The sequence below is a fragment of the Micromonospora auratinigra genome (genome assembly GCF_900089595.1).
GTDB classification, from domain to species: domain Bacteria; phylum Actinomycetota; class Actinomycetes; order Mycobacteriales; family Micromonosporaceae; genus Micromonospora; species Micromonospora auratinigra.
In genome coordinates this window covers 890,568-915,621 of sequence record NZ_LT594323.1, presented here as the reverse complement: position 1 = coordinate 915,621, position 25,054 = coordinate 890,568, and the positions used below count along the sequence as shown (strand labels likewise).

24 protein-coding genes are annotated in these 25,054 nt (G+C 74.0%); 9 read left to right on the top strand and 15 right to left on the bottom strand.

What is annotated here, in order from left to right:
- Positions 1-5 precede the first annotated feature (5 nt).
- The gene (locus GA0070611_RS04145; RefSeq protein ID WP_091657654.1) at positions 6-1,226 is read right to left on the bottom strand and encodes an RNA polymerase sigma factor; all 1,221 of its coding nucleotides are present in this window, start codon (positions 1,224-1,226) and stop codon (positions 6-8) included.
- A complete protein-coding gene (locus GA0070611_RS04140) occupies positions 1,226-1,555 on the bottom strand; it encodes a YciI family protein (protein WP_091672432.1) in 330 nt (109 codons plus the stop codon). Before GA0070611_RS04140 ends, GA0070611_RS04145 begins: the two co-directional genes overlap by 1 nt.
- Before the next feature lie 200 nt (positions 1,556-1,755).
- Here GA0070611_RS04140 and GA0070611_RS04135 point away from each other — a divergent pair, with 200 nt between their 5' ends.
- Positions 1,756-2,931 carry a barstar family protein gene (locus GA0070611_RS04135; RefSeq protein WP_091657647.1) on the top strand — a complete coding sequence of 392 codons (1,176 nt, stop codon included), beginning with the start codon at positions 1,756-1,758 and terminating at the stop codon, positions 2,929-2,931.
- A 42-nt stretch (positions 2,932-2,973) separates the two neighbouring features.
- On the opposite strand, the gene GA0070611_RS04130 is transcribed toward GA0070611_RS04135, so the two are convergent.
- Positions 2,974-3,408, bottom strand: coding sequence for a mycothiol transferase (locus tag GA0070611_RS04130; protein ID WP_407940427.1), 435 nt, complete (start codon positions 3,406-3,408; stop codon positions 2,974-2,976).
- Positions 3,409-3,720: 312 nt separating this feature from the next.
- Here GA0070611_RS04130 and GA0070611_RS04125 point away from each other — a divergent pair, with 312 nt between their 5' ends.
- Entirely contained in the window at positions 3,721-4,554 is an 834-nt protein-coding gene (locus GA0070611_RS04125) for a methyltransferase domain-containing protein (RefSeq protein ID WP_091657643.1), read from the top strand.
- 18 nt (positions 4,555-4,572) lie between these two features.
- Here the strand turns inward: GA0070611_RS04125 and GA0070611_RS04120 are convergent, their stop codons facing one another.
- From GA0070611_RS04120 to GA0070611_RS04105, 4 genes are all read right to left on the bottom strand, one after another.
- The gene (locus GA0070611_RS04120; protein WP_091657640.1) at positions 4,573-5,547 is read right to left on the bottom strand and encodes a DUF1152 domain-containing protein; all 975 of its coding nucleotides are present in this window, start codon (positions 5,545-5,547) and stop codon (positions 4,573-4,575) included.
- Between the two features lie 79 nt (positions 5,548-5,626).
- Positions 5,627-5,941: a DUF1048 domain-containing protein gene (locus GA0070611_RS04115; RefSeq protein ID WP_091657637.1), complete on the bottom strand. Its 315-nt coding sequence runs from the start codon at positions 5,939-5,941 to the stop codon at positions 5,627-5,629.
- 1 nt (position 5,942) lies between these two features.
- Positions 5,943-6,299 carry a DUF1048 domain-containing protein gene (locus GA0070611_RS04110; RefSeq protein ID WP_091657634.1) on the bottom strand — a complete coding sequence of 119 codons (357 nt, stop codon included), beginning with the start codon at positions 6,297-6,299 and terminating at the stop codon, positions 5,943-5,945.
- Positions 6,296-6,622, bottom strand: coding sequence for a PadR family transcriptional regulator (locus GA0070611_RS04105; RefSeq protein WP_091657630.1), 327 nt, complete (start codon positions 6,620-6,622; stop codon positions 6,296-6,298). Before GA0070611_RS04105 ends, GA0070611_RS04110 begins: the two co-directional genes overlap by 4 nt.
- A gap of 322 nt (positions 6,623-6,944) precedes the next feature.
- Between GA0070611_RS04105 and GA0070611_RS04095 the strand changes: the two genes are divergently transcribed.
- Positions 6,945-7,397, top strand: coding sequence for a hypothetical protein (locus GA0070611_RS04095; RefSeq protein ID WP_091657625.1), 453 nt, complete (start codon positions 6,945-6,947; stop codon positions 7,395-7,397).
- Between the two features lie 286 nt (positions 7,398-7,683).
- Here the strand turns inward: GA0070611_RS04095 and GA0070611_RS04090 are convergent, their stop codons facing one another.
- The 5 genes from GA0070611_RS04090 to GA0070611_RS04070 form a co-directional block, all read right to left on the bottom strand.
- On the bottom strand, positions 7,684-9,504 hold the full coding sequence (locus tag GA0070611_RS04090) for an acyl-CoA dehydrogenase (protein ID WP_091657620.1): 1,821 nt from the start codon (positions 9,502-9,504) through the stop codon (positions 7,684-7,686).
- 25 nt (positions 9,505-9,529) lie between these two features.
- Positions 9,530-10,990, bottom strand: a complete 1,461-nt coding sequence (locus GA0070611_RS32165; RefSeq protein ID WP_091657616.1) for an ATP-binding protein — start codon at positions 10,988-10,990, stop codon at positions 9,530-9,532.
- 88 nt (positions 10,991-11,078) lie between these two features.
- On the bottom strand, positions 11,079-12,254 hold the full coding sequence (locus tag GA0070611_RS04080; RefSeq protein WP_091672430.1) for an alanine--tRNA ligase-related protein: 1,176 nt from the start codon (positions 12,252-12,254) through the stop codon (positions 11,079-11,081).
- A 377-nt stretch (positions 12,255-12,631) separates the two neighbouring features.
- Positions 12,632-13,771, bottom strand: a complete 1,140-nt coding sequence (locus tag GA0070611_RS04075; RefSeq protein WP_091657613.1) for a fatty acid desaturase family protein — start codon at positions 13,769-13,771, stop codon at positions 12,632-12,634.
- 14 nt (positions 13,772-13,785) lie between these two features.
- Positions 13,786-14,877, bottom strand: a complete 1,092-nt coding sequence (locus GA0070611_RS04070; protein ID WP_091657610.1) for a ferredoxin reductase — start codon at positions 14,875-14,877, stop codon at positions 13,786-13,788.
- 84 nt (positions 14,878-14,961) lie between these two features.
- On the opposite strand from GA0070611_RS04070, the gene GA0070611_RS04065 reads away from it, so the two are divergent.
- The 5 genes from GA0070611_RS04065 (at position 14,962) to GA0070611_RS04045 (ending at position 20,523) form a co-directional block, all read left to right on the top strand.
- On the top strand, positions 14,962-16,230 hold the full coding sequence (locus tag GA0070611_RS04065) for a PucR family transcriptional regulator (RefSeq protein ID WP_091657607.1): 1,269 nt from the start codon (positions 14,962-14,964) through the stop codon (positions 16,228-16,230).
- Positions 16,231-16,307: 77 nt separating this feature from the next.
- Positions 16,308-17,309: an Acg family FMN-binding oxidoreductase gene (locus GA0070611_RS04060; RefSeq protein WP_091657604.1), complete on the top strand. Its 1,002-nt coding sequence runs from the start codon at positions 16,308-16,310 to the stop codon at positions 17,307-17,309.
- Positions 17,310-17,388: 79 nt separating this feature from the next.
- Positions 17,389-19,221, top strand: a complete 1,833-nt coding sequence (locus tag GA0070611_RS04055; protein ID WP_091657601.1) for a glycoside hydrolase family 15 protein — start codon at positions 17,389-17,391, stop codon at positions 19,219-19,221.
- A 48-nt stretch (positions 19,222-19,269) separates the two neighbouring features.
- Positions 19,270-19,971 carry a VOC family protein gene (locus tag GA0070611_RS04050; RefSeq protein WP_091657597.1) on the top strand — a complete coding sequence of 234 codons (702 nt, stop codon included), beginning with the start codon at positions 19,270-19,272 and terminating at the stop codon, positions 19,969-19,971.
- Positions 19,972-20,070: 99 nt separating this feature from the next.
- Entirely contained in the window at positions 20,071-20,523 is a 453-nt protein-coding gene (locus GA0070611_RS04045) for a hypothetical protein (RefSeq protein ID WP_091657593.1), read from the top strand.
- 2 nt (positions 20,524-20,525) lie between these two features.
- Here GA0070611_RS04045 and GA0070611_RS04040 read toward each other — a convergent pair whose 3' ends face one another.
- On the bottom strand, positions 20,526-21,068 hold the full coding sequence (locus GA0070611_RS04040) for a GNAT family N-acetyltransferase (RefSeq protein WP_091657586.1): 543 nt from the start codon (positions 21,066-21,068) through the stop codon (positions 20,526-20,528).
- 138 nt (positions 21,069-21,206) lie between these two features.
- Between GA0070611_RS04040 and GA0070611_RS04035 the strand changes: the two genes are divergently transcribed.
- Positions 21,207-22,460, top strand: a complete 1,254-nt coding sequence (locus GA0070611_RS04035) for a hypothetical protein (RefSeq protein WP_091657583.1) — start codon at positions 21,207-21,209, stop codon at positions 22,458-22,460.
- A gap of 60 nt (positions 22,461-22,520) precedes the next feature.
- On the opposite strand, the gene GA0070611_RS04030 is transcribed toward GA0070611_RS04035, so the two are convergent.
- Positions 22,521-23,291: a GNAT family N-acetyltransferase gene (locus GA0070611_RS04030; RefSeq protein WP_091657581.1), complete on the bottom strand. Its 771-nt coding sequence runs from the start codon at positions 23,289-23,291 to the stop codon at positions 22,521-22,523.
- 156 nt (positions 23,292-23,447) lie between these two features.
- A complete protein-coding gene (locus tag GA0070611_RS04025; protein WP_157740203.1) occupies positions 23,448-24,815 on the bottom strand; it encodes an outer membrane protein assembly factor BamB family protein in 1,368 nt (455 codons plus the stop codon).
- Positions 24,816-25,054 lie beyond the last annotated feature (239 nt).

The following is a 25,054-nucleotide window of genomic DNA, read 5'->3' as shown; positions in this document are numbered from 1 at the left end:
CCGGGTCAGCCGCCGCCCATCTGGTCGCGGCGGCGCAGCAGGTACCCGGTCTCGGCCTGGTTGCCGGGCAGCGCGACGGCCCGGTCGTACGCCTCCCGGGCCGGTGCGCTGCGGCCCAGCCTGCGCAGCAGCTCCGCCCGGGTGGCGTGGTACGCGCGGTAGCCGGTCAACGGCAGCGCGTCCACCTCGGCCAGCGCGACCTGGGGGCCGTCCAGTTCGGCCAGCGCGATCGCCCGGTTGAGCCGGACGACCGGCGACGGGTCGAGCCGCAGCAGGTGGTCGTAGAGCGCGACGACCTGCGACCAGTCGGTGTCGCGGACGTCGGCGGCGTCGGTGTGCACGGCGTTGATCGCGGCGAGGAGCTGGTAGCGACCGGGCGGTTCCCCGGCGGCGAGACGCGCCCGGACCAGCGCGTGGCCCTCGGCGATCAGTGCCCGGTCCCAGGCGCCCCGGTCCTGCTCGGCGAGGCTGACCAGCTCACCGCCGGCCGACACCCGCGCGGCGCGGCGCGCCTCGGTGAGCAGCATCAGCGCCAGCAGCCCGACCACCTCGCCGTCGGCGGGCAGCAGGTCCCGGACCAACCGGGTCAGCCGGATCGCCTCGGCGGTCAGGTCGGCGCGGACCACCCCGGTCGCGGCGGCCGAGGGCAGGTAGCCCTCGTTGAAGATCAGGTAGAGGACGGCGAGCACGCCGGAGACCCGGGCCGGGAGGTCGTCGCGCAGCGGCACCCGGTAGGGGATGCGGGCCACCCGGATCTTCTCCTTTGCCCGGGTGATCCGCCGGCCCACGGCCGCCTCCTGGCCGAGGAACGCGCGGGCTATCTCGGGCACGCTCAGGCCACCGACCATCCGCAGGGTGAGCGCGACCCGCGCCTCCATGCCGAGCGCCGGGTGGCAGCAGGTGAAGAGCAGGCGCAGCCGGTCGTCGTCGATGACGCCGAGCGGCTCGGGGTCCTCGGAGAGCATCAGCGCCTCCCGGTGTTTCTCCTCCCGCCGGACCTCGCGGCGCAGCCGGTCGACGCCCTTGCGGTACGCGGTGGTGGTGAGCCAGGCGCCGGGGTTCGGCGGGACGCCGTCGACCGGCCAGCGTTCGACGGCGGCGGCGAACGCCTCGGCGGCCATCTCCTCGGCGACGTCGAGGTCACCGAAGCGTCGGGCGAGGGTCGCGACCACCCGGGCCCATTCGTCGCGGTGGGCCCGGACGGTCGCGGCGTGGACCTCGGTCACTAGCCCAGGAACGGGCGCAGCTCGATGCGCCGGTTGCAGTGCTTCGAGCCCTGGGCGGCGAGCCGCAGCGCCACGTCCAGGTCGGCGGCCTCGACGATCCAGAAGCCGATGACGTGTTCCTTCGACTCCAGGAAGGGCCCGTCGGTGATCATCGCCTCGCCGTGCCGCCCGTCGACGACGGTGCTCGCGTCGGGCCCGGCCAGGCCACCGGCGAACACCCAGTGGCCGTCGGCCCGGAGCTGGTCGTTGAACACGTCGATCGCGGCCATCTCCTCGTCGGTGGCCAGGGCGTCCGAGTCGTGGAGCACGGACATCAGGTACTGCGCCATCGGGATCATCTCCTGTCGTCGGGTGGCCGCCCCTCGGGCCGCCGCTCACCCCTGCTACGAACGCCACCGCCCCGATCCGACATCCGCCCCCGGAAATTGTCCGGCCCGGACGAACCACCCCATGATGCCGCAGCCCGGGACGCCCCGCCCGCACCCCAGCCGGGCCGTCCCTGGGCAACACGATCGACTACGGTCGACCCGTGCCGAACCCCCCGCGCTGGCGCCTGCTCGACATGAACACCGACGTCACGCTCACCGAGTGCGCGGACGTGGACGGGCTCTTCGTCGACCACGTGTTCCCGGTCGAGCCCGACTACGAGCGCTACACACTGGTGGGTTGCGCGCCGTCCGGGCCGCTACGCGCCGCGGTCGACGGCACCGGGCCGGCCTGGCTCGGCAACGTGCTCCTGGAGGGGGCCCACGTCCCCGACGTACCGGTGAGCCACCGCTGCGGGGACGGCTGTGCCGAATGTTGGGACATCATGGAGGAGTTGCTCGACGTACGGGTCGTCGGCCACCGAACCACCGGGGACGGGTCCGGCCGGCTCGACATCGATCTCGACGGTCACCGCCGGGACAGCGACAGCAACGGCGGCGGCACTCGGCCACCCACCGTCGCGGGCCATCGACTGTTCACCTGTTCGGGCACGGAGGAGACGGCGGCCGGCGAGTGCCGCGACGTCACGAACCTGTTCCACGCCCGGCCAGAGGTCTGGCCGGAGGGTCCGCCGCTGACCCTGCGGGGCTGCCGGACCGCACTCACCGGACCGGTCGAGGCCGAACTGGCCCACGTACGCGTCGACGGCACGGTGAACTCGATGGGCTGGGGACACCGCGTGGTCGGCAACGTCCTGGACGTGGCCCCGTCCGCGCTCGGCGACGATCTCGTCGACATCACCCTGGACGCACGCATCCCGGAGCCCCTGGCGGCCAACGACCGACCGCTCTGGGACATGTGGCGCGCCGGCGGGCCCACCGAGCCGAACGGCTGGGCCCCGTTGGAGCGCAGCGACCGCCACCTCTGGGTGCGGGCCGCCGCGATCCACCGGATCCACGCCCCGGACAAGCCCGCCGGCACCGTCTACCACCTGGACGGGCGGTTCGTGACCGACTACGACGCCTTCTACTGCGCGATCGGGGAGGCGATCAACGGGCCCGGTGGCTGGTTCGGTGGTGACCTGTTCTGGCTGCACGAGAACGCCGCCACCGGCGATGGCGGGGCGACGCCCGGCTTCCGGCTCGTCTGGCACCACTCCGAGGTCGCCCGCGCCCATCTCGTGCCCGGATACGACCGCAAGAGCTGGGACCGGGCGGTCACCTTCGACGACCTGGTCCAGTTCCTCACCCAGGAGGGCGTCCGGCTCGAACTGCGCTGAACGGGCGGAGCACCCCCGGTCGCCGCCCCGCCCGGGTACGCCTCAGCGGGCCGCCGGGTTGCGCCTGCCGGCGTCGACGGCGGCCTGTTCCACCCGTCGGCGGTGCTCGCGCCAGGACGACTCGTCGGCGGGTGGCAGGTTGTCGTTGCCGGGCAGCAGGCCGGCCGTACCGTCGATGAGTTCCCGCACGATGTCGGCGTGGCCGGCGTGCCGCTGGGTGTCCACCACGACGTGCACCAGGACCTGGTGCAGGGTGACCACCTCGTCGCCCCACCACGGCACGCGACCGACGTCGTCCAGGGACAGCGCCTCGATGGTGGCGTCGGCGTGGGCGGTCGCCCGACGGTACAAACCGACGATCTCCTCGCGCGTCTCGTCGGCGGTCGCCCACATGTCGGCGTGGGGCTCCGCCCCCTCCCCCACGAACGGCAACTCCTCGGGAAACGGCCGGCCGAGGACCACGCCGAGGTAGCGGATCTCCCCGACCGGCGCGTGCTTGACCAGATCGAGCAGGTTGGTGCCGGTGGGGGGTCAGCGGACGGCGCAGGTCGTACTCGCTCAGCCCGTCGAGCTTCCACAGCAGCGCGTCGCGCCGCCACGCAGGTAGGTGTGCAGGTCTGCCTTCATGGCGTCACCGTCGCGTCCGGTCCGCTGCCGGCGCTGCCCCGCCCGACCTCGTCGTCGCAGCGCCGTTCCGCCGGCTGCCGGTCGACGTGGAGCCGGTTCTGCGGCGGAACCAGCCCCCGTTTCCCGCTCGCCGGGCCCGTGGCTCGGCACGAGGATGTGGGCATGAGTTCTTCGCAGCCCGTCGAGGACCCGGCGTCCACGGCGTCCCCGGACCACCGATACCTGCTCGACAACGCCCGGGTGGAGGCGGGTGAGCGGTTCACCTGGCTGGCCGAGCTGTTCGACGGCGTCACCCGGGGGCACCTCGACCGGCTCGGGCTGACGGAGGGTTGGCGCTGCTGGGAGGTCGGCGCCGGCGGGCCCGGCATTCCCGAGACGCTCGCCACGGCGGTCGGACCGACCGGTCACGTGCTGGCCACCGACATCGACCCGGCCTGGTTGGACCCGCACGCCGGCTACGAGGTACGCCGGCACGACGTCGTCGCGGACCCGCCGCCGCAGCCGGGCACGTTCGACCTGGTGCATGCCCGGCTGGTGCTCGTGCACCTGCCCGACCGGGCCCGGGCACTGGCCACGATGGTGGCCGCGCTGCGGCCCGGCGGCTGGCTGGTGATCGAGGACGCCGACACCGAACTGCAGCCGCTGGCCTGCCTCGACGAGGTCGGCCCGGCGCAGCGGCGCGCCAACCGGCTGCGGGGTGCCACCCGCGAGTTGATGACCCGCCGCGGCGCGAATCTGCGCTTCGGTCGTACCCTGCCGAGGGTGTTGCGGGCGGCGGGCCTGGCCGATGTCGCGGCGGTCGGCAGCTTCCCGGTCGGCGGGCTGGCCTGCGCCCGGCTGGAGGCCGCGACGGTGCGCATGCTCCGCGCCGATCTGCTCGCCGCCGGCCTGGCGGACGACGCCGAGATCGACGCGCACCTGGCCGCCGTCGATGCCGGCGAGCTGGACCTCACGCTCGCGCCGCTGATCTCGGCCTGGGGACGCCGTCCCGGCTGACCGTCCCACCGACGGCCGTCAGTGCGGGTACGCGCGCGGGATGCGGGCGCCGACCAGTTCGTCGCGGAACGCCTGGATGCGGGTGATGACCTGGCGTCGACCGATGGTGTTCTCGATCCGGTCCAGGTAGAGACAGCGGGCGGCGAGCGTGTCGAGGTCGACGGTGAAGTAGATCGCCATCAGCGGGTTCACGAACAGGTCCCCGCCGCCGGTGCGCCGGGTGAAGCGGACGTCGCCGAACGCGCCGGCGGTGGCGGCGGCGATCTGCCCCTGGACGATGCTGGGCCGCTGCGGGGTGGCCGCCTGGGCGTCGGCGACGGCGTCCCGGTAGAGGACCGCCTCCCGGCCGGTGCCGGGGATGGAGAGCGCACCGAGGTAGCCACCGTCGCGGTCGAGCGCGGCGAGGTTCTCCAGCACCTCGACGTGGTTGACGCCGTCGTGGGCGTCGATGCCGAAGCCGAGGCTGGTCACCAACTTCACCGGTACGTCCAGCGCGGTCACCGCGGCGACGCTGGTGAGGTCCTCGACCGGGGTGCCGAGGTTGCTCTCGTCGCCGCGCAGCAGGATGTCGGTGCCGCCGTCGACCAGCACGATCGCGTCGAGGTCGAGTCGCTCGACCAGTTCCCGGTACGCGGCCCGCAGCGGCTGCACGCCCAGCGGCGGGAAGGCGTACACGGTCGACGGCAGGTCCTGGGCCGCCAGCCACCAGGCGAGCGTCCGCTCCGGGAAGTACCAGTCCGGGCTGCCGGTATCCGGTCGCACCGCCGCGACGTGCTCGGCCACCCAGGCGTCCCGGTCGATCAGTTCGAGTTCGGAGAAGGAGAGGCTGGCCAGGTGCACCTGCTTGCCGGTCTGGCGCAGGGCGAAGGCCAGGGGCAGGGCGGCGTACACGTCGAAGCCGCCGCCCGCCCCGGCGAGCAGGACGTTGCGGGCCGGGGCGAGCGCGGCGAACAGGGGTGGCACGGTCAGCGAGAAGGCGGCGGAGTCGAGCACCGGTCAATGATCAACCACGCCGCCCCGCACCGCCGCCCCGCGATCCGCACCGTGCCGGCTCACGCCGAGGAGGGTGCTGTCACCGGGTTTCCTTCCGAAGGGACTCCTGATAGAGGTCCGCGTGGGTGGGCGAGTCCTTGATCAGGTCGTCGCAGAAGGCAGCCACGTCGGTGCCGACGAGGTGCAGGACCGGCTTGCCGGCGGCGGCGCCCTGCGCGAAGAAGTCGACGATCTCGGCGAGCAGGCGACCGTCGGCCAGGTCGACCGGCCCGACCTTGAACAGGTAACGCTGCATCTCCCGGTAGACGATCCGGTAGTCCGGCGGGAGCGCCTTGACCCGGGCCACGTGTGCCCGCCACTGCTTCTTGCCCTCGATGATGTCCTGGATGCTCACCTCAACCTCCCAGCCGGCCGAGTTTCCTGGCGACGTTGCTGTTCAACTGCTCACGCCACCGGTCGCGATAGGTGCGGGCGCCCGCTCCGCCGGCCAGCGCCGCGCAGAAGCCGGGGATGTCGTCGCCGAGCACCTCGTCGATGCCCTGCCCGTCCGCCGACGCCTCTTCGAGCAGCCCCAGGGCGGCGTCGACGATCGGCGTCAGGTTGCGGCCCGAGAAGTTCCCGTACGGCAGCAGGCTGCCCTTGATCTGTTCCCACGCCGCCCGGTGGTCGGCCGGCAGCGCCTGCGCCCGCGCCTCGAATGCCGTCCATTCCTGGGTGAGATCGCTGCCGGTGATGGTTTCCCAGAAGCTCACCTGCCGCCCTCCTTGAGCTTGTCGATGCGGGACGAGACGTACTGCCATTTCGCCCAGAACCGCGCGAGTTCCGCGCGACCGGCGTCGTTGAGCCGGTAGAACTTGCGCGGTGGACCCACTTCGGACGGCCGTTTCGTCACCTGGACCAGTCCGTTGCGCTCCAGCCGCAGCAGGATGGTGTACACCGTTCCGTCGACGACGTCGGTGAAGCCGAGTTCGTTCAGCCGGCGCGTGACGGCGTACCCGTAGGTCTCCTCGCCGTTGATGATCTCGAGCACGCAACCTTCGAGGGTGCCCTTCAACATCTCCGTCAGGTCGTCCATCGCGGCTCCTCTCCCCGCCGGTACCTCGTACCACCGGGTACCGCTATACGGTATCACTGGGTACCGCTACACGGTAGTACCGAGTACCGGGCCCGACGAAGGTCATGACGCGTGGGTACGCCATGTGCGCCTGCTCGGCGCGGCCGGGCTGGCCCGTCCGCAGGGAACCCTGTCGCCACCGCCGTACGCGGACGCGCCGATGGCGAGACTCGTGCTGCACGTACACCGCGAGGTGATCCACCACGGCGCGGAGGTCGCCCTGCTACGGGACCTCTACCGGCGCAGGGGCGACGACGGGCCCGTTCCTCGGTAGCCTGCCGGGGTGGCGCGGACCTGGACCGAGGAAGAGCTGATCGCGGACGGCTTCGAGCGGGTGCACACCGAGCTGGACTGGTACGACGGCCCGCGCGCCGGCCTCGCCGACGTCGACGGGACGCCGCACTACTTCCACGGCTACGACTTCCACTACACCAACGCGGTCGACGAGTACCAGGTCTGGCCGGCGAGTGCGGTAGCCGTGGCGCTGGAACGCGAGCAGTGGGCGATCTTCGTCCGGTGGCACGCGCGCCGCAAGGCGGGCACGGCCGGCACCGACGGCCATCCCGGTGAGCCGGGGAACGACCCTCGGTACGAGGAACTGGAGCAGCTCTTGACGCCCTACCGCGAGGTGCCGCCGGGCGCGCGCCGACTCCTGGGCGAGCTGCGGCACGACGCCGGCGCCCACTACCGGATCGACGGGCCGGGCTACTGGTTCCGCTGGCACACCCGCAGCTGATGGAAGCGCCCGTGACGCCTTCGAGTTCCGGGTCACCCAGGTTCTCGACAGCCGGGCCGTCGCGCCTGCTCGTCGTCGACACGGTGCTCTCGCGGTACATCGGATACTTCGTCGGTGGAACGCCACGTACGTCAACCCTGCGGTCAGACCCGCCCGGTTCGTTACGGCGCCGGGCGGAGGGGTGAGCGGCTGAGACACCCAGAACGATCAGGGACAGCGCGTTCTGATTCGGCTCGCCCCACATCCGCCGATGGGACAAGCAAACCGAGCGCCTGTAGACGCGGCGTCAGAACCAGCTGTCGCGCACGTCCAGGGTGGTCCGGTCGAGGCTCTCCAGCAGGTCGAACTGGGCCGTCGTCCTCGGCAGCTCGTACCGGAAGAAGTAGCGCGCCGCCTGCCGCTTGCCGGCCAGGAACTCGCCCTCGGCACCGTCCGGCGAGCCCAGCCCCTCCGCCGCGAGCACCTGCTCCAACCACATCCAGGCGATCACCACGTGCCCGACCGCCTCCAGGTAGAGCGCGGCGTTGGCCAGGGCGACCTCCGGGTCCCCGCTGCCCCACAGCCGTCGGGTCACCACCGCGATCCGGTCGACGGCGGCCCCGAGCGGTCCGGCCAGCTCGGCGGGGAAGCCCTCGGCCTTCCAGGCCCGGGTCGCGGTGGCCCGGATCGTGTCCAGCAGCAGCTCCAGCCCGGCCCCGCCGCGCATGGTGACCTTGCGGCCGAGCAGGTCGAGGGCCTGGATGCCGTGGGTGCCCTCGTGGATCGGGTTGAGCCGGTTGTCCCGCCAGTGCTGTTCGACGTCGTAGTCGCGGGTGTAGCCGTACCCGCCGTGCACCTGGATGGCGAGGTCGTTGGCGGCCAGGCACCACTGCGACGGCCAGCTCTTCGCGATCGGGGTGAGCAGGTCCAGCAGCAGGTGCGCCCGTTCCCGGTCGGCCTGCTCCGGGGCGGTCTTCTCCTCGTCGAGCAGCCGTCCGCAGTAGAGGATCAGCGCGAGCGCGCCCTCCACGTAGCTCTTCTGGGCCAGCAGCATCCGGCGGACGTCGGCGTGCGCGATGATCGGCACCTGCGGCGCGGTGGGGTCCTTGTCGGCGGCGGGCCGGCCCTGCGGGCGCTGGCGGGCGTACGCGACGGACTTCAGGTAGCCGGTGTAGCCGAGCGCGGTCGCGCCGGCCCCCACGCCGATGCGCGCCTCGTTCATCATGTGGAACATCTGCGCGAGCCCCTGGTGCGGCTGACCGACCAGGTAGCCGACCGCCCCGGCCCGCCCGTACGGGCGGTGCACGCCCTCACCGAAGTTGAGCAGGGTGTTGGTGGTGCCCCGGTAGCCGAGCTTGTGGTTGAGGCCGACCAGCACCACGTCGTTGCGGGGGCCGAGCTGGCCGTCGTCGTCGAGGAGCACCTTGGGCACGATGAACAGCGAGATGCCCTTCACCCCGGCCGGTGCGCCGGGGATCCGGGCGAGCACCAGGTGGACGATGTTCTGCGCCAGCTCGTGCTCGCCGCCGGAGATCCACATCTTGGTGCCGGTGAGCCGGTACGTGCCGTCGTCCTGGGGTTCGGCCTTCGTGGTGATGTCGGCCAGGGAGCTGCCGGCCTGCGGCTCGGACAGGCACATGGTGCCGAAGAAGCGTCCCTCGATCATCGGCCGGACCCAGGTGGCGATCTGCTCGGCGCTGCCGTGCGCGAGCAGCAGGTTGGCGTTGCCGAGGGTGAGGAACGGGTACGCGGCGGTGCCCACGTTGGCGGCCTGGAACCAGGCGAAGCAGGCGGCGGCGACCACGTGCGGCAGTTGCATGCCGCCGATGGACCCGTCCATGGTGGCCGACAGCAGCCCGGTTTCGGCGAACACCTCGAGGGCGGCCTTGACCTGCGGAATGGTGTGCACCCGCCGGCCGTCGAAGGTGGGTTCGGTGGCGTCGGCGGCCCGGTTGTGCGGCGCGAAGTGCTCGGCGGCCACCTGGGCGGAGAGGTCCAGCACCGCGTCGACGGTGTCCCGGGAGTGCTCGGCGTAGCGGGGCCGCTCGGTCAGCCGGGTCACGTCCAGCCAGTCGTGCAGCAGGAACGCCAGGTCGCGGCGGGACAGCAGCAGGTCGGACGAGGACAACGGGGCTCCTTCCGGCGTACCGTCGTCAGCCGCGGCGCAGCCCGGCGACGGCCTCTCGGAGGTCATCCTGGCTGATCGGGGCGGCCGGCGCACCTTCCGCCGCCTCCCGCATCGCCTTGGCGAGTTGCACCCGGCGCAGCACCTCGCGCAGGTCGGCGCCGGTGAGCCCCGGGGTCTCGGCGGCGAGCGCGGCCGGGTCGACGTCGGCGGCGAACATCCGGAAGCCGGGGCGCTCGTGCCGGTCGATCAGCTCGCGGACCATCTTGGTGATGATCTCGGCGCGGCCGGTCTCGTCGGGCGCCGGGATGGCGATCTTGAGGTCGAAGCGGCCGGAGCGGATCAGCGAGGCGTCGACCCGCTGCGGGAAGTTGGTGGTGGCCACCACGATCACGTCCGGGTTCTCCTCGAACAGGGTGTTCATCTCCTGCTTGAAGATGCCGGCGACGGCGTTGACCGCCTGGCTGGCGGCGTCCCCGCCGGCCCCCGCGTAGCTGATGATGCTGTCGAACTCGTCGAAGAGCATCACGGTGGGCCGCCGGTAGCCGCGCGCCTCCCGGAAGATCCGCTTGATGTTGCGCTCCGAGCCGCCGAGGTACTTGTCCAGGATCTCCGGGGTGCGGATCTCCACGAAGTCCGCGCCCACCTCGTTGGCCAGCGCCCGGGCCAGCATGGTCTTGCCGGTGCCGGGCGGCCCGTACAGCAGGATGCCCTGCGGGCGGCGCGCGCCCCAGCGGGCCATCACCTGCGGGTGCCGGAAGGAGACCGCGACCTCGCGGAACCGGGCCACCACGTCGGGCAGGCCACCGACCTGGTCGAGGGTCACCGCCGCGCTGACCGCCGGCGTCGTCGTGGCCACCCGCCGGCCCACCGTGTACGCGCGCCCGCGCAGCAGCGTCGGCTCGGGGGTGTCGCCGGCCAGTTCCCGGACGGCCTGCAACAGCACGCCGACCATGGCGTGCAGGTGGGCCGGGGTGACCTCGGCGCTGGGCACCGACGCTCGCAGGGTCAGCGCGTCACCGTCCTGGCTGGCGCTGGGGTGCAGGCCCAACTCCTCGGCCGTGCGCAGCACCGCCTGCCCGGCCGCGTCGCGCGGCGGTTCGGCGAGCGCGGTGCCGGTGGGACGCAGCCCGAGGCGGCGGCCGGCCTCGGCGGCGAACCGCCCGACGCCGGCGGGCAGCCCGTCGCCGCCGCGCGCGGCGAGGCGCTGGGCGAGCAGCAGCCCGACAGGTCCGGCCAGGCCGAGCGCGAGCAGCCCGACGGCCTGGACGGGACCGTCGACCCGCAGGTACGCCTCGAACCGGTGCACCCCCTCCGCCGCGTGCAGGGTGACCCGCACGTCCCGGACCGGGGCCGGGAAGTCCGCGCCCACCAGCAGGTCGACGGGACCGTCCGCCGCGGCGGCGAGCAGCGCGGTGGCGTCGGAGACGGTGACCCGGGCGCCGAGCAGCGTCGACGTCTCCTCGTCCGGCCTGACCTCGTATCCCATCCGTCCACGCCCCTCACTGCGGTGGTCCCCCGCTGCCGAGTCTGACACCGGCGCACCGCCGCTGCCACCGGGTCGCCCGTCCGCCGGGTCAGCCACCCTCGGTGAGCAGGGCGTCGACCAGGTCGCGGGGCAGGCCGTGGGTGTCGTGCAACCAGTGGTAGTCGCGGTCGGTGAGCGGGCCGCGTCCCCGCACCCGGTCGACCAGCGGCCGGCCCCGCCGCAGCAGCTCCCGGAAGCGCCGCTCCTCGTCGGCGAGGACCGTGCGCAGCACCGGCAGGTCGGGCTGCTGGCGGAAGCGCCGACCGGTCGCCGCGAACACCTCGTCGGGCAGGTCCGCCAGGCTGCGCCCCGGGTCGTCGCGCCAGAGCAGGGTGAGCGCCCGGCGGATCAGCCGGCGCAGCACGTACCCGCGGCCGGTGTTGCCGGGGCGTACCCCGTCGCCGAGGACGACCACCGCGGACCGGAGGTGGTCCGCGACCACGCGCCGCTCGGTCCCGCCGAGCGGCCAGCGCTCGCGGATCGCGTCGACCCACGGGCGCAGGCCCTCGCCCGCGAAGACGTCCGCACCGCCGGTCAGCACCAGCTCCAGCCGTTCCAGGCCCATCCCGGTGTCGATGCTGACGTGTGGCAGCGGGGTGAGCCGCCCGTCGTCGTGCCGGTGGTAGCGCATCTGGACGTGGTTCCAGACCTCCATCCAGCGCTCGTCGGTGCCGGGCGTGCCGGTGGGTGGGCCGTCCCCGGTCCACACGAAGATCTCCGAGTCGGGCCCGCAGGGGCCGGTCGGGCCGTTGGACCACCAGTTCTCCGCCGCCCCGTTCACCTCGACCGGTACGCCGAGTCCGGTCCAGGTGCGCAGCGCGGTCCCGTCCGGGCCGACCTGGTCGTCGCCGCCGAAGACGGTGGCGTGCAGCCGGCCGGGGTCGATGCCGAAGCCCTCGGTGAGCAGCTCGTGGCCCCACCGCAGGCTGGTCGCGATGTCGTAGTCGCCGAGCGACCACGAGCCGAGCATGTCGAAGACGGTCAGGTGGGTGCGGTCGCCGACCTCGTCCAGGTCGGTGGTGCGCAGGCAGCGTTGCACGTTCGCCAGTCGCCGCCCGCCGGGGTGCGGGCGCCCCAGCAGGTACGGGGTGAGCGGGTGCATGCCGGAGGTGGTGAAGAGCACCGGGTCGCCGGCCGGCGGGACCAGGGAGCTCTCCGGCGCGTGAGTGTGCTGCCGGCGGTGGTATTGGTCGAGGAACGTGCGGATGATCTCGTCGAGGGTCACGGCGTGGGCCTTCCGGGTCGGCGACGACCGGAGCCGGCCCACCGCGCGATCGGCGCGTGACACGACGACACCGGCGGACCGTTTCCGGTCGCCGGTGCTTCTGGAGCGGGGTCAGGCGGCGGCGGCCGGCGAGCGGGAAGCTCGCGCGGCGGCGGTGGTGCCGGTGCGCCTGGACTGCATGCCGGCACGGTAGTCGGCGGCGGCCGGTGCCGCCCAGTGCTTTTCCGCACCGTCGCCCGGCGCGACGGACCCGTCAGCGCCGCTGCGGACAGAAGTCGACAGAGCGGTATGCCTCTCAGGCATCTTCATGACTGAGAGGCATACCGCTCCGCACGCGTGCTGCTGCTGTGCGCCGAGCGCGAACCAGGGCGAGCCGGTCAGGCGTTGGCGGGGGCCAGCGGGGCCGGGGCCAGCGGCTCCGGCGCCGTGCTGCGCCGGTTCGGCAGCGACAGCCGGATCACCTTCCACCAGGCCGAGGCGACCTGCTTGGGCAGCGGGCCGGTGGTGTACTTCAGCCCGTACCGGTCGAACAGCGCCCGGACCTGCGGGGCGATCTCCTGGTAGCGGCTGCTCGGCAGGTCGGGGAAGAGGTGGTGCTCGATCTGGAAGGACAGGTTGCCGGTCATGATGTGCATCAGCCGGCTGCCGCTGATGTTGGCCGAGCCGAGCATCTGCCGCAGGTACCACTCGCCCTTGGTCTCGCCCTCGATGGAGGTCTTGGAGAAGGTCTCCACGCCGTTCGGGAAGTGCCCGCACATGATCACCGAGTGGCTCCACACGTTGCGGACCAGGTTCGCGGTGAAGGTGGCGGCCAGGGTGGTCAGGAACGACGGGCCGGAGAGCAGCGGGTGCAGCACGTAGTCCTTGAGCACCTGGCGGCGGATCTTGCGGCCGACGGCCTTCGCGCGGGCCCGGAACGCCGGGTCCTTGTGCCGGCCCTTGCGCAGGTTGCGCCCCAGTTCCAGGTCGTACGCGGCGATGCCGTACTCGAAGAAGCAGGCGTTGATGAAGTTCCACAGCGGCTGGCCCAGGTAGATCGGGTGCCACTTCTGGTCCTCGTCGACGCGCATGATGCCGTACCCGAGGTCGTTGTCCTTGCCGAGCACGTTGGTGAAGCGGTGGTGCAGCTCGTTGTGCGAGTGCTTCCACTGCTCGGCCGGCGAGACGTGGTCCCACTCCCAGGTGGTGGAGTGGATCTTCGGGTCGCGCATGAAGTCGTACTGGCCGTGCAGGATGTTGTGGCCGATCTCCATGTTCTCCAGGATCTTGGCGATGGACAGGCCGAGCGTGCCCACCACCCAGGCCGGCGGGAAGAGCGAGAAGAGCAGCACGGCCCGGCTGCTCACCTCCAGCGTCCGCTGGGTCTTGATCACCTTGCGGATGTAGCGGGCGTCCCGCTCCCCCCGGTCGGCGAGCACCCGGTCCCGGATCGCGTCCAGCTCCTTGCCGATGATCTCGATGTCCTCGGCGCTCAGGTGGGCGATCGGGTGGTCGGCCTTCTTCTGGATCACGGTCACGTCGGTGGCTCCCGTCAGAGTTCGATGTCGCAGGTACCGGCGGCCGCCGACACGCAGGTCTGCACGAGCACGCCGTCGCCGGGGACGGCGGTGGTCAGGTCGCCGTTGCGCAGGTCCCGGACCGCGCCCTGGCGCAGCGGGACCACGCAGCCGTAGCAGATGCCCATCCGGCAGCCGGACGGCATGAGCACCCCGGCGGCCTCCCCGGCGTCGAGGATCGGGGTGGCCCCGTCGGCCTCGACGGTCACGCCGGCCCCGGTGAAGGTCACCGTGCCGCCCTCGCCGGGCGAGATGACCGTGGGCCGGAACCGCTCGGTGTGCAGCCGCTCGGCCAGCCCGTTGGTGGACCAGTACCCCTCGATCGCGTCGAGCATGCCGACCGGCCCGCAGGCCCAGGTCTCCCGGTCGCGGTGGTCGGGGACCAGCTCGTCCAGCTCGTGCACGCCGAGCAGGCCGTCGGTGTCGGTGTGCCGCTCGACCAGCCGCAGCGCCCCGGCCGCGGCGAGGCCCCGCAGCTCGGCGCCGAAGATCACGTCGTCGGGGCCGGGCGCGGAGTGCACCACCACCACGTCGGCCCGGCCGGGCAGGCCGGCCCGCAGCATCCCCATCACCGGGGTGACGCCGCTGCCGGCGGTGAGGAACAGGACCCGCTCCGGGGTCGCCACCGGCAGCGTGAACTCGCCCTGGGCCTGGTCGAGCTGGACGATCGTGCCGGGCCGGACCCGACGGACCAGGTGGTTGCTGACCTTGCCGTCCGGGATCGCCTTCACGGTGACGGTGATCCGGCCGTCGGCGCGCTCCGGCGGCGAGGTGAGCGAGTAGGCCCGCCACTGGCGGACCCCGTCCACGTCCACGCCGAGGCGCACGTACTGGCCGGGGCGGTGGCCGCGCCACCCCCGACCTGGCTGGATCACCACGGTCGCCGCGTCCCGGGTCTCGGGGTGCACGGCGACGATCCGGCCGCGCAGCGGCGCACCGGCCCGCAGCGGGGCGACGAGGTCGAGGTAGTCGTCGGGCAGCAGCGGAGTGGTGACCGAGCCGGCCAGCCGCAGCAGCCTGTCCCGGAAGGACACCTTCTGGGCGGGGCGCGGGGCAGTTGTGGTCATATCCCCAGGGTGACCGCGCTATCGCATAACATCTTGACCGTCAAAGGTGAAACACCCGTAGGTTTTTGTTCGGGGAGAACAATGATGTCGGACGAGCCCGCGACCACCCACCGCGCCACCCGGCTCGACCTCGACGACCACATGGCCGGTCTGCTGCGCGACCGGCTGCCCCTGGTGGCCGAGCGGACGGTCAGCGCGATCACCGCCGAGGTGCCCGACTACTCCGGCGCGCTCACCGGCGCGATGCGGGCCAAGATCGAGAACGCGGTACTCGTCGCCCTGGGCACGTTCCTCCAGCTCATCGAGGGTACCCAGGCCACCGACCCGAGCACCCCGCTGGCCCCCGCGCTGGAGGCCGCGTACGCGCTCGGCAGCGGGGAGGCGCGCTCCGGGCGGAGCATGGACGCGCTGCTGGCCGCGTACCGGGTCGGCGCCCGGGTGGCCTGGCGGGAGGTGTCCAGCACCACGGTGCGCAGCGGGCTGGCCGCCGAGACCGTCGCCGAGTTCGCCGAGTTGATGTTCGCGTACATCGACGAGCTGTCGGCGGCCAGCGTGGCCGGGCACGCCGACGAGCTGGCCAGCGCCGGGCGGGTGCGCCGCCGCTACCTGGAACGCCTGACCCGCCAGCTGCTCGCCGGGGAGCCGGAGGAGCTGCTACGCCGGGGCGCCGAGCTGGCCGACTGGCCGCTGCCGCAGACGCTCACCGTGGTCCTGCTGCCCCGTCGGCACCTGCGCGCGGTGCTCGCCCTGCTCGGCCCGCACACCCTGGAGAGCGGCGAGGACCTGCCCGGCCTGGACCCGGCCGAGGAACGCGTCGTCCTGCTGGTGTCGGACATGCACGGCGCCCGGCGGCGGCAGCTCACCCGGCTGCTGCACGGCCGGCGCGCGGTGCTCGGCCCGGCCCGGCCCTGGCACCGGGTCGCCGCCTCCTACCAGCGGGCCACCCGGGCGCTCGCCCTCGGCCTCGGCAGCCCCGACGCCGCGCCCGTGGACACCGAGGAACACCTGGCCGAGCTGCTGCTCAGCACGGACCCGGAGGGGCTGGCCGACCTGCGCGCCCAGGTGCTGCGTCCGCTCGCCGACCTGCCCCCGGCCACCGCCGACCGGCTGGTCGAGACGCTGCGTTCCTGGCTGCTGCACCAGGGCCGCCGCGACGACGTCGCCACCGAGCTGTTCGTGCACCCGCAGACCGTCCGCTACCGGATGGGCAAGCTGCGCGAGCTGTACGGCGAGCGCCTGCACGACCCCGCCACCGTTCTCGGCCTCACCCTGGCCCTGGCCACCTGGACGGGCGGCGCCCCGCCGGACCCCTCGGCCGCCGGCCGCAGCCCGGGACCGGCGGTCCCGGGCTGACGGGTCCTCCGGCCCTGGGCCGGCCCTCGCCCGGCGGGCAGGGTCGGAGGGGGACGAGCAACGCGAGGAGGCCCACCATGAGCCAGCCGTCGACCTGGACGGAGCAGACCCCCACGGTGCGGGTGCTGGAGGCCGCGGCCCGGCAGTCGCTGCACGCCCCGTCGGTGTTCAACACCCAGCCCTGGCGGTGGCGGGTCACCCGGGACGCCCTCGAACTGCGCGCCGACCCCGACCGGCGGCTGGCGACCACCGACCCGGACGGCCGGCTGCTGACGCTGAGCTGCGGGGCCGCCCTGCACCACGCCCGGCTGTCGCTGGCCGCCGTCGGCTGGGCGGTCACCGTCGACCGGTTCCCCGACCCGGCCGACCCGGCGCTGCTGGCCCGGCTGCGCGCCACCGGCCCGGCCGACCTGGACGTCGCGGCGGGCCGGCTGGTCGAGGCGATCCCCCGCCGCCGCACCGACCGCCGGGCGTACGGCGACCGACCCGTGCCGGAGGCGGTGCTGTCCCGGCTGCGCGACGCCGTCGAGGCCGAGGCCGCCCACCTGCACGTGGTGCGCCCCGACCAGATGCCGATGCTGGCCGTCTCCACCGGCCGCGCCGCCGACGCCGAGCTGGCCGACCCGGCGTACCGGGAGGAACTGCACCGGTGGACCAACCGGCCGCCGGAGAGCGGTGACGGCGTACCCACCGCCACCGCCGTACGCCCCGCGCCGCGCCGGGTGCCGCTGCGCGACCACGCCCCTGGTGGCGCGGCCGGGCTGAGCGCGGGCGCGGACTTCGACCGGGGCGCGGCGTACGTCATCGTCTTCGGTGACCGCGACGAGCCGGACGCCTGGCTGCGCGGCGGGGAGGCGCTGTCGGCGCTGCTGCTCACCGCGACCGCCGAGGGGTTGGCGACCGCGCCGATCAGCGACGCCATCGAGCTGGCCTGGCCGCGCCGGATGATGCGCGACCTGCTCGCCGGGATCGGGGAGCCCTACCTGGTGGTCCGGGTCGGGTGGGGGCCGGCCGAGGAGTTGCCGCCGGCACCCCGCCGGGCGCCGACCGACGTGATCGAGGTGGACCCGCTCGGGTGACACCGCGCCGGTCCGGCGCTCCCGCACCGCCCGCCGTGGATACCGTCCGGACGGAGGCAGGTGAGGTGGGGAGGCCGGCGTGGACGACTATCCCGCCATCGAGGACCACGGGCTGATCGGCGATCTGCAGACGGCTGCCCTGGTGACCTGCGACGGCACCATCGACTGGTTCTGCGCGCCGCGCTTCGACTCGCCGAGCATCTTCGCCGCGCTGCTGGACCGGAACATGGGCGGCTACTTCCGGATCACCCCGGACGGCGTCAAGTACGTGACCAAGCAGCTCTACCAGCCCGACACCCCGATCCTGATCACCCGGTTCATCAGCGCCGACGGGGTCGCCGAGATCATCGACTTCATGCCGGTGGCCGGCGACCGGCCCACCGACCAGCACCGCCTGGTGCGCCTGGTGCGGATGATCCGCGGCAGCATGCACTTCAAACTGGAGTGCCGGCCCCGGTTCAACTACGGCCGCGACCCGCACGACCTGGAAGAACACCCGGAGGGGTACGTCTTCCGCAGCCCGACGCTGACGCTGACCCTCAACCCGGTGCGCCCGGTCCCCCGGCTGCTGCGCGAGCGCGACGTGATGGCCGACGGGCACGACCTGGTCGGCCGGGTCACCCTCCAGGAGGGCGAGACCGGCGGCATCGTGCTGGAGACCGCCTCGCTGCGCCCGCCGCGGATCATCCCGGCCGAGGAGGTGGGGGCGATCTTCGAGCGGACCCTCGACTTCTGGCGCCGCTGGCTCGACCGGTCCACCTACGGGGGGCGCTGGCGGGAGATGGTGGAGCGGTCCGCGATCACGCTGAAGCTGATGACGTACGCGCCCACCGGCGCGATGATCGCCGCGCCGACCGCGTCGCTGCCGGAGCAGCTCGGCGGCACCCGCAACTGGGACTACCGCTACACCTGGATCCGGGACACGTCCTTCTCCGTGTACGCCCTGCTCGGGCTCGGCTTCACCGAGGAGGCCAGCCGGTACGTGGAGTGGCTCGACGAGCGGGTCCGCGAGGCCGGCGACAACGCCGCCCCACTGAAGATCATGTACCGGGTGGACGGCTCGTCCGACCTGCACGAGGAGGTGCTCGAACACTTCGAGGGCTACCGCGGCTCCGGGCCGGTACGCATCGGCAACGGCGCGGCCGACCAGTTGCAGCTCGACATCCACGGCGAGGCGCTGTACGCCATGCACCTCGCCGACCAGCAGGGCATCCGCCCCTCGCACCAGGTGTGGCGCAGCACCGTACGGCTGGTCGACTGGCTCTGCCAGCACTGGGACCAGCCCGACGCGGGCATCTGGGAGAGCCGCCACCACCCCCGCAACTACACGTACGGCCGGCTGATGTCCTGGGTGGCCTTCGACCGGGCGATCCGGCTCGCCAACCGGCACGGCCGGCCGGCCGACGTCAACCGCTGGGTCCAGCAGCGCGACCTGGTCTACAACCAGATCATGGAGCGCGGCTACCACCTGGGCCGCCGCTCCTTCGTGCAGAGTTTCGGCGAACCGGTCCTCGACGCGGCGCTGCTCATCATGCCGGCGGTCGACTTCATCACCCCGTCCGATCCGCTCTGGCAGTCGACGTTGAAGGCGATCGAGGAGGACCTGGTCTCCGACAGCCTGGTGCACCGCTACGACCCGGCGGCCGCGCCCGACGGGCTGCCCGGCGACGAGGGCACCTTCAACATGTGCAGCTTCTGGTACGTCTCGGCGCTCGCCGGCGCCGGCCGGCTCGACGACGCCCGGCTGACCTTCGAGAAGATGTTCACCTTCAGCAGCAACCTGCGGCTGTACGCGGAGGAGATCGCCCTCACCGGCGAGCAGATCGGCAACTTCCCGCAGGCGTTCAGCCACCTCGCCCTGATCACCACCGCGCTGCACCTCAACGAACTGCTCGACAACCGGCAGCGCTGAGCCGGAAAAGGCGTTGTCGGCCGGTGTACGCGTACCTAGCGTGGGCGGATGCCCTCGCGAACCCTGACCGTGGACGTCGCCGCGCACGACCCCGCCCGCCTGGCCCGGTTCTGGGCCGACCTGCTCGACCGCAGCGTCGTCGCGGAGGCCGGTGGTCTGCTCCTGCCCGGCGGGGACGGCCAGGTCGGCCTCCGGTTCGTCGCCGGTGAGCCCGGCCCGGTGCCGCACTACCTGCACCTGCACCTGACCAGTGACAGTGCCGCCGACCAGGAGCAGCGGGTGGCGACCGCGCTGCGGCTCGGTGGCCGCCACCTCGACGTGGGTCAACGTCCCGAGGAGGGGCACATCGTGCTGGCCGACCCGGCGGGCTACGAGTTCTGCGTGATCGAGCCGGGCAACTCCTACCTCGCCGGCTGCGGCCCGCTCGGCGAGCTGGCCTGCGACGGCACCCGCGGTGTCGGTCTCTTCTGGGGCGCGGCGCTGGACTGGCCGCTGGTGTGGGACCGGGACGAGGAGACCGCAGTCCAGTCACCGCAGGGCGGCACGAAGGTCGCCTGGGGCGGCCCGCCGGTGCACCCCCGGGCGGGACGCGGCCCGCAGCGCTTCGAACTCGTCTGCGCCGGCGCGGACCAGCGGGCCGAGGTCGAGCGGCTGGTCGCCCTCGGAGCCACCCGGCTCGACGACGACCCGGACGGCGCGGCCGTGCTGGCCGACCCGGACGGCACCGAGTTCCGGGTGCGCGCCGGCTGAACCGCTCCCCCGCCGGCGGGGCGGGCCTCCCGCGCGCGGGGGAACCCCGGGCGGGGCGTCCGGCGCAGGCTGGACGGAGCCGCCACGGAGGGAGCTCACATGATCCGGCCGGACCTGGACGGGCTGCCGTTCGTCGACGAACACCGGATCATCGCGCCCGCGTCCCCGGCGTCGACCTGGCGGACCCTGGCCCGGCAGTTGGGCGGCGGGCGGGGCGCCGGCGCGACCGCCCTGGCCCGGCTGCTCGCCGCCGAGCCCGGGCGGGCCACCGGCACGCTCTTCGACGAGGGCGCCGCGCTGCCCGGCTTCGCGGTGACCGAGGCGGTGCCCGGCCGGCTGGTCCGGCTCACCGGCCGGCACCGCTACGCCCGCTACGTCTGGCTGTTCACCCTCACCCCGGTGTCCGGCGGCACGATGATCAGTGCCCGCACGTACGCGGCCTTTCCGGGACCGCTCGGCCGCCTGTACCGGCTGCTGGTGATCGGCTCCGGCGGTCACCGGGTGGCGGTACGGCGGCTGCTGCGCGCCGTCCGCGACCGGGTCGGGCGCTGAACTCAGGCCGGATCCGCCGCGAAGACCAGCACCGTCCGCGCGACCCCGTCGGCGTCCGACCGGGTGTACGCCCCGATCCGGCGGAAGCCGCTCTTCTCCGCCACCCGGATCGAGGCCGTGTTGTCCTCGTCGGTCTCCAGCAGGACCTGCCGCACCGCCGGGCCGGTCCGGGCCCAGCCCGCCAGCAGCCGGACCGCCCGCGGGGCGATCCCGCGCCCGCGCTGCTGCGGGAACACGCCGTAGGCGACGGTGGCCACCTCGTCGTCGCGGAACTGGAGGTTGACCATCCCCAGTGGCTCGTCGGTCACCGCGTCGGCGATCACCAGCGGCGCGGCCCGGCCGCTGCGCCACGCCTCGGCGGCCCGGGCCAGGGCGGTCCGTCGGGCCTGCGCGTCCATCGGCGTGTCGTCCAGCCAGCGGCGGATCTCGGGGTCGTGGCTCGCCGTGGCGATCGGGTCCACATCGGATTCCCGCCGCAACCGCAGGCTGACCACGCCGTCGGTGAGCGGAGTGGCCGGCGGCTCGGCGGGGGCGGAACGGACCATGCCCGGCAGCCTAGGGCCCGCCGCCGGTGCTGTCAGGCGGGATCCGGTGGGCCGCACCCGGTGGCCGCATGGGCGGGGCGGCCGGCGGGGCCGGAAACCGGAGGCGGCGGCCCGCGGTCTCCGGGCAGACTGCCGGCGATGAGCGACGACACCGACGATTCGACCGGCTGGCGGTACGCGCCGACGCGCACCCTGGTCGGGGCGCTCCAGCGGGGTCTCGGGCGGGGCGCCCACCGGGCCCTGGTCGACCCGGCCGCCCCCGAGGCGGTCCTCGCCTGCCTGCGCCGCGACCACCGGTGGTTCTGGCAGATCGACGAGCGGGCCGGCTACCTCGCCCGGCTGGTCCGCGACCTGCGGCTGCCGGTCGCGCCGATGGTGGCCGGGCTGGCCGCCGCCGCACCGGACCCGGCCGATGACGACAACCAGTTCCAGCACACCCTCGACGTGCTGGTCGAGCTGGGCCGGATCGACTACGACGGCACGGTGGCGGCGCTGCGCGACCTGGTCCGCGAGGGCGACCGGTGGCACGAGGTCCTGGCGTCGCTCGCCCGCGACTGGCCGGTCGACCAATGGGACGACCTGTACGACACGGTCGCCGACCGGCTGGGCGACCTCGACCCCGCCCAGGTGCACTGGCTGTCGCCGCCCTGGCCCCGGTGGGCCGACCGGGACCGGCGGATCGCCGACGCCGTGGCCGCCACCCGACTGCGCCCCGGGCCGGCCCGGCCCTTCGCCGGCAGCACCGGCACCGCGCTGCTGGACCTGCTCGGCGACGCCACGCGGACGGCGGACTGGCGTCCCGCCCTGCGGGAGCTGCGCCGTCGACCACCGGAGCCCGCGCTGCTCGACCTCGTCGACCCGCTGCTGGCCGCCGACGTCGGGTACCCGCTCCACGCCGCGCTGACCCACCTCGGCCCGCTCGCCGTACCCGCGGCGCGGCACTGGGCCACCGCACCGCGGCATCCGCTGCACTGGACCGCGCTGCTGCTGCTGGCGGAGCACGGCGAGGCCCGCGACGCGGGCGCCCTGCTCGACGGCCTCGCCTGGCTCGACGGCCGCCCGGACGACCTGTGCGGGTACGACCGGCTGCTCACCGGGCTGGTCCGGCTGGACACCCCCCGGCGTGCCGAGGCGCTGCCGTGGCTGCGTCGGCTCTGGTTCAGCCCGCACTCCTACGAGCGGGCCGCCTACCTGCGGGCCCGGCTGCGCGTGGACGCCGACGACGCGGCCCGCTGCCTGCGCGAGGGGTTGTGGGACTGCGAGGCGGACGTACGGCTGCTGGCGGCCCGGCACGTCGCGCTCGGCCCCGAGGTCCGCGACCGGCTGCGCGCGCTGCGCGACGACCTGCTGGAGACACCGGAGGTACGCGCCGCCGCGGCCGCCCGGATCTGAATGCTCGCGCAGGTCGGCGGCCCGCGTGAGCACGCCCCGCCGCCGCGTCCGGCCGGCGCGTCAACGGTCGGGTAGCAGCACCGAGAGCGTCCGGTGGACCGGACGGAAGCCCGCGTCGTCGTACATCCGGCGGGCCGGGTTGCCGTCGGCGACGGAGAGGCCGACGGCGGGCAGGCCGGCCTGCCGCGCGCCGCGCAGCGCGTGGGCGAGCAGGGCGCGGCCCGCCCCGCGCCGCTGGGCGTGCGGTGCCACGGCGAGGTTGAGCACCCAGGCGCAGGCGTCCTCGGTCCACGGCACCGGGCCGGCGCAGAGCACGTGACCGGCGCTGCGTCCCTCGGCGTCGCGCAGCCGGGCCGAGGCGGGCGCCAGCGGCGGCACCGGCTCCCCGGTCTCGAACATCGACCGGATCTCCGCCGTGTCGCCCGGCTGCCACGCCCCGTCGGGGTGCTCCGGCCCGTACGCCGCCGCCAACCCGGCCGCCAGCTCGTCGTCCCAGCCGGGCGGACCCAGCGACCAGCCGGCCGGCAGCGGGCCCGGCGCGGGCACCCGGTCCAGGTCGTGACGCATCTCGGTCGCCGCGCGACGCAGCCGCAGGCCGCCGTCCACCAGCGCCGCCACCAGGGCGTCGTCAGTCGTCTCCAACCGGTGGCCGGCGAGGTCCGCGCGCGCCTGCCCGGCCAGCCGCACCGCCGACACCCCGGGCAGCGCGCGTACGTCTGCGGCGACCGGTTGCCCCGCGTCGTCGCGGACGCGCAGGCGGGCCAGTGTCGTGCCGTCCTCGGCGACGAGCAGCGAGTCGGTGGGGGCGTCGGGGTGGGGGCGTACCGGCATCCGGCGAGGCTAGTCGGCCCGCCCCGGCCGGCTCCAGCGGAATACCCGGACCACCAGGGCCAGTGTTCGGCCAGCGTGGCCGGGTCGTCACCCGGGGAGAGCACGCCCGACCCGGTCGGCCGACGGTTCCCGGGCCGGGTCGGGCGTCCAATCGGGTCAGAAGGTGTGCAGGTCCAGGGTGATCCCGTCGGGCCCGCCGGAGTGGGTCACCGCGACCCAGTCCTCCCCGGCGCCGGCGACCCAACCCGGGTAGCGGCCGAGCTGCCGGCCGGTGGCGACGTCGAGGACGAGCACGAACGGGCGGTCACCGGTCGCGCCGCTGACCGCCACGAGTCGTCCGGTCACGGTCGAGTGCCAGCTCGCCGACTGGCCGGAGAGCCCCGGGTCCGGCGCGGTCCACCGGGGCGTACCGGTCTCCAGGTCGAGCAGGGCCAGCTCGCCCTCGTCGGCGGTACGCCGTACCAGGACGGACCGGTCGTCGCCGTCGATCGGCACCCCGGGGGTGGCGCCCACCCAGACCGCCTTGCCGGTGCCCAGGTCCACGAGCTGTGGCCGGCCGGTGGCGGTGACGGCGACGAGCCGGGTACCGGCGCCGATCAGGTCCATGCCGCTCTCGCGGTTCGTCAGCCACTTCTGGCAGTCGCCGTTCTCGCGTCGCCCGCTGTAGACCGGGCCGGACCAGCGTTTCGCCCCGGTGGCCGCGTCGACGGTGGCGATGGTGACGGTGCACTGCCGGTCACCCTGGGGCGGGTCGTTGTCGGTGGTGACCAGCAGGTCGCCGGCCATGAAGCCGTACCAGGCCCGGCTGGGCAGTCGGCCGGTGGCGAGCTTGCCGGTGCCGGCCGCGACGGCGTGGAAGCCGTCGGTCGCGGTCAACCGCGCGGGCAGGTACCGGTCGGTGGCCGGGGCGTACGGGGTACGCGCGCCGAGCGCCTTGTCGCTCACGGAGGCGAACCGGTCGGAGGGCAACCGCCAGAGCCGGCGGCCGTCCCGGATGTCGTGGGCGACGACCGCGCACCGGGCCGACGGTCCGGTGCCGACGCACTCGCGGTCGTAGACGGTCTTCTGGTGCACGACGACGTCCTGGGTGTCGTCGGCCCGCCAGCGGACGGCCCCGGTGGCCGGATCGAGCACCTCGAGCGGCCCGTCGCCGTTGCCGGCGGTGACCACGATCAGGCCGTCGGCGACCGTGTACCGGTAGCTCCTGGCGAAGGAGTGCCGCCACCGGTCCGCTCCGGTCGCCCGGTCCACCGCCCGCAGTTCCCGCTCGTCGGGGATGACGATCACCGGGCCGACCTGCGCCGACTGCTCGTCGATCCGGTTCGCGCGCAGCGACCAGGTGGCGGTCGGGCCCTCCTCTCCGGCCGGGCGCACGCTCTTGCGGTGACTCTTGCGGTCGGTGCTCGCCGCCGGGGACGGCCGCTCGGGTGACTCCGCCCGGGGCGGGCTGCACGCGGCGAGTCCGGCGACGAGGCCGAGGGCCAGGCCGGCGGCGCACCAGCGGGACGGGCGGTACGACGGCACCAACGGTCACTCCCTCGATCAACGGTCCGGCGTCCCACCTTAGGTGCCGTCGGCACGCGCGGATGCCCGCAGTGGACGGTCCGGTCGGGCTGTGACGTATCGCGCACGCCGGAGGGCCAGCCGACCGGGGGGCGGATGCCTACAGTCGGCACCAGGGGCGCGGAGGCGGACGGGCGGAACCGGCTGCGCCGGCACGGTGGCACGGTGCCGGGCGCCGCCGGCCGGTGTGCAGGATCGGG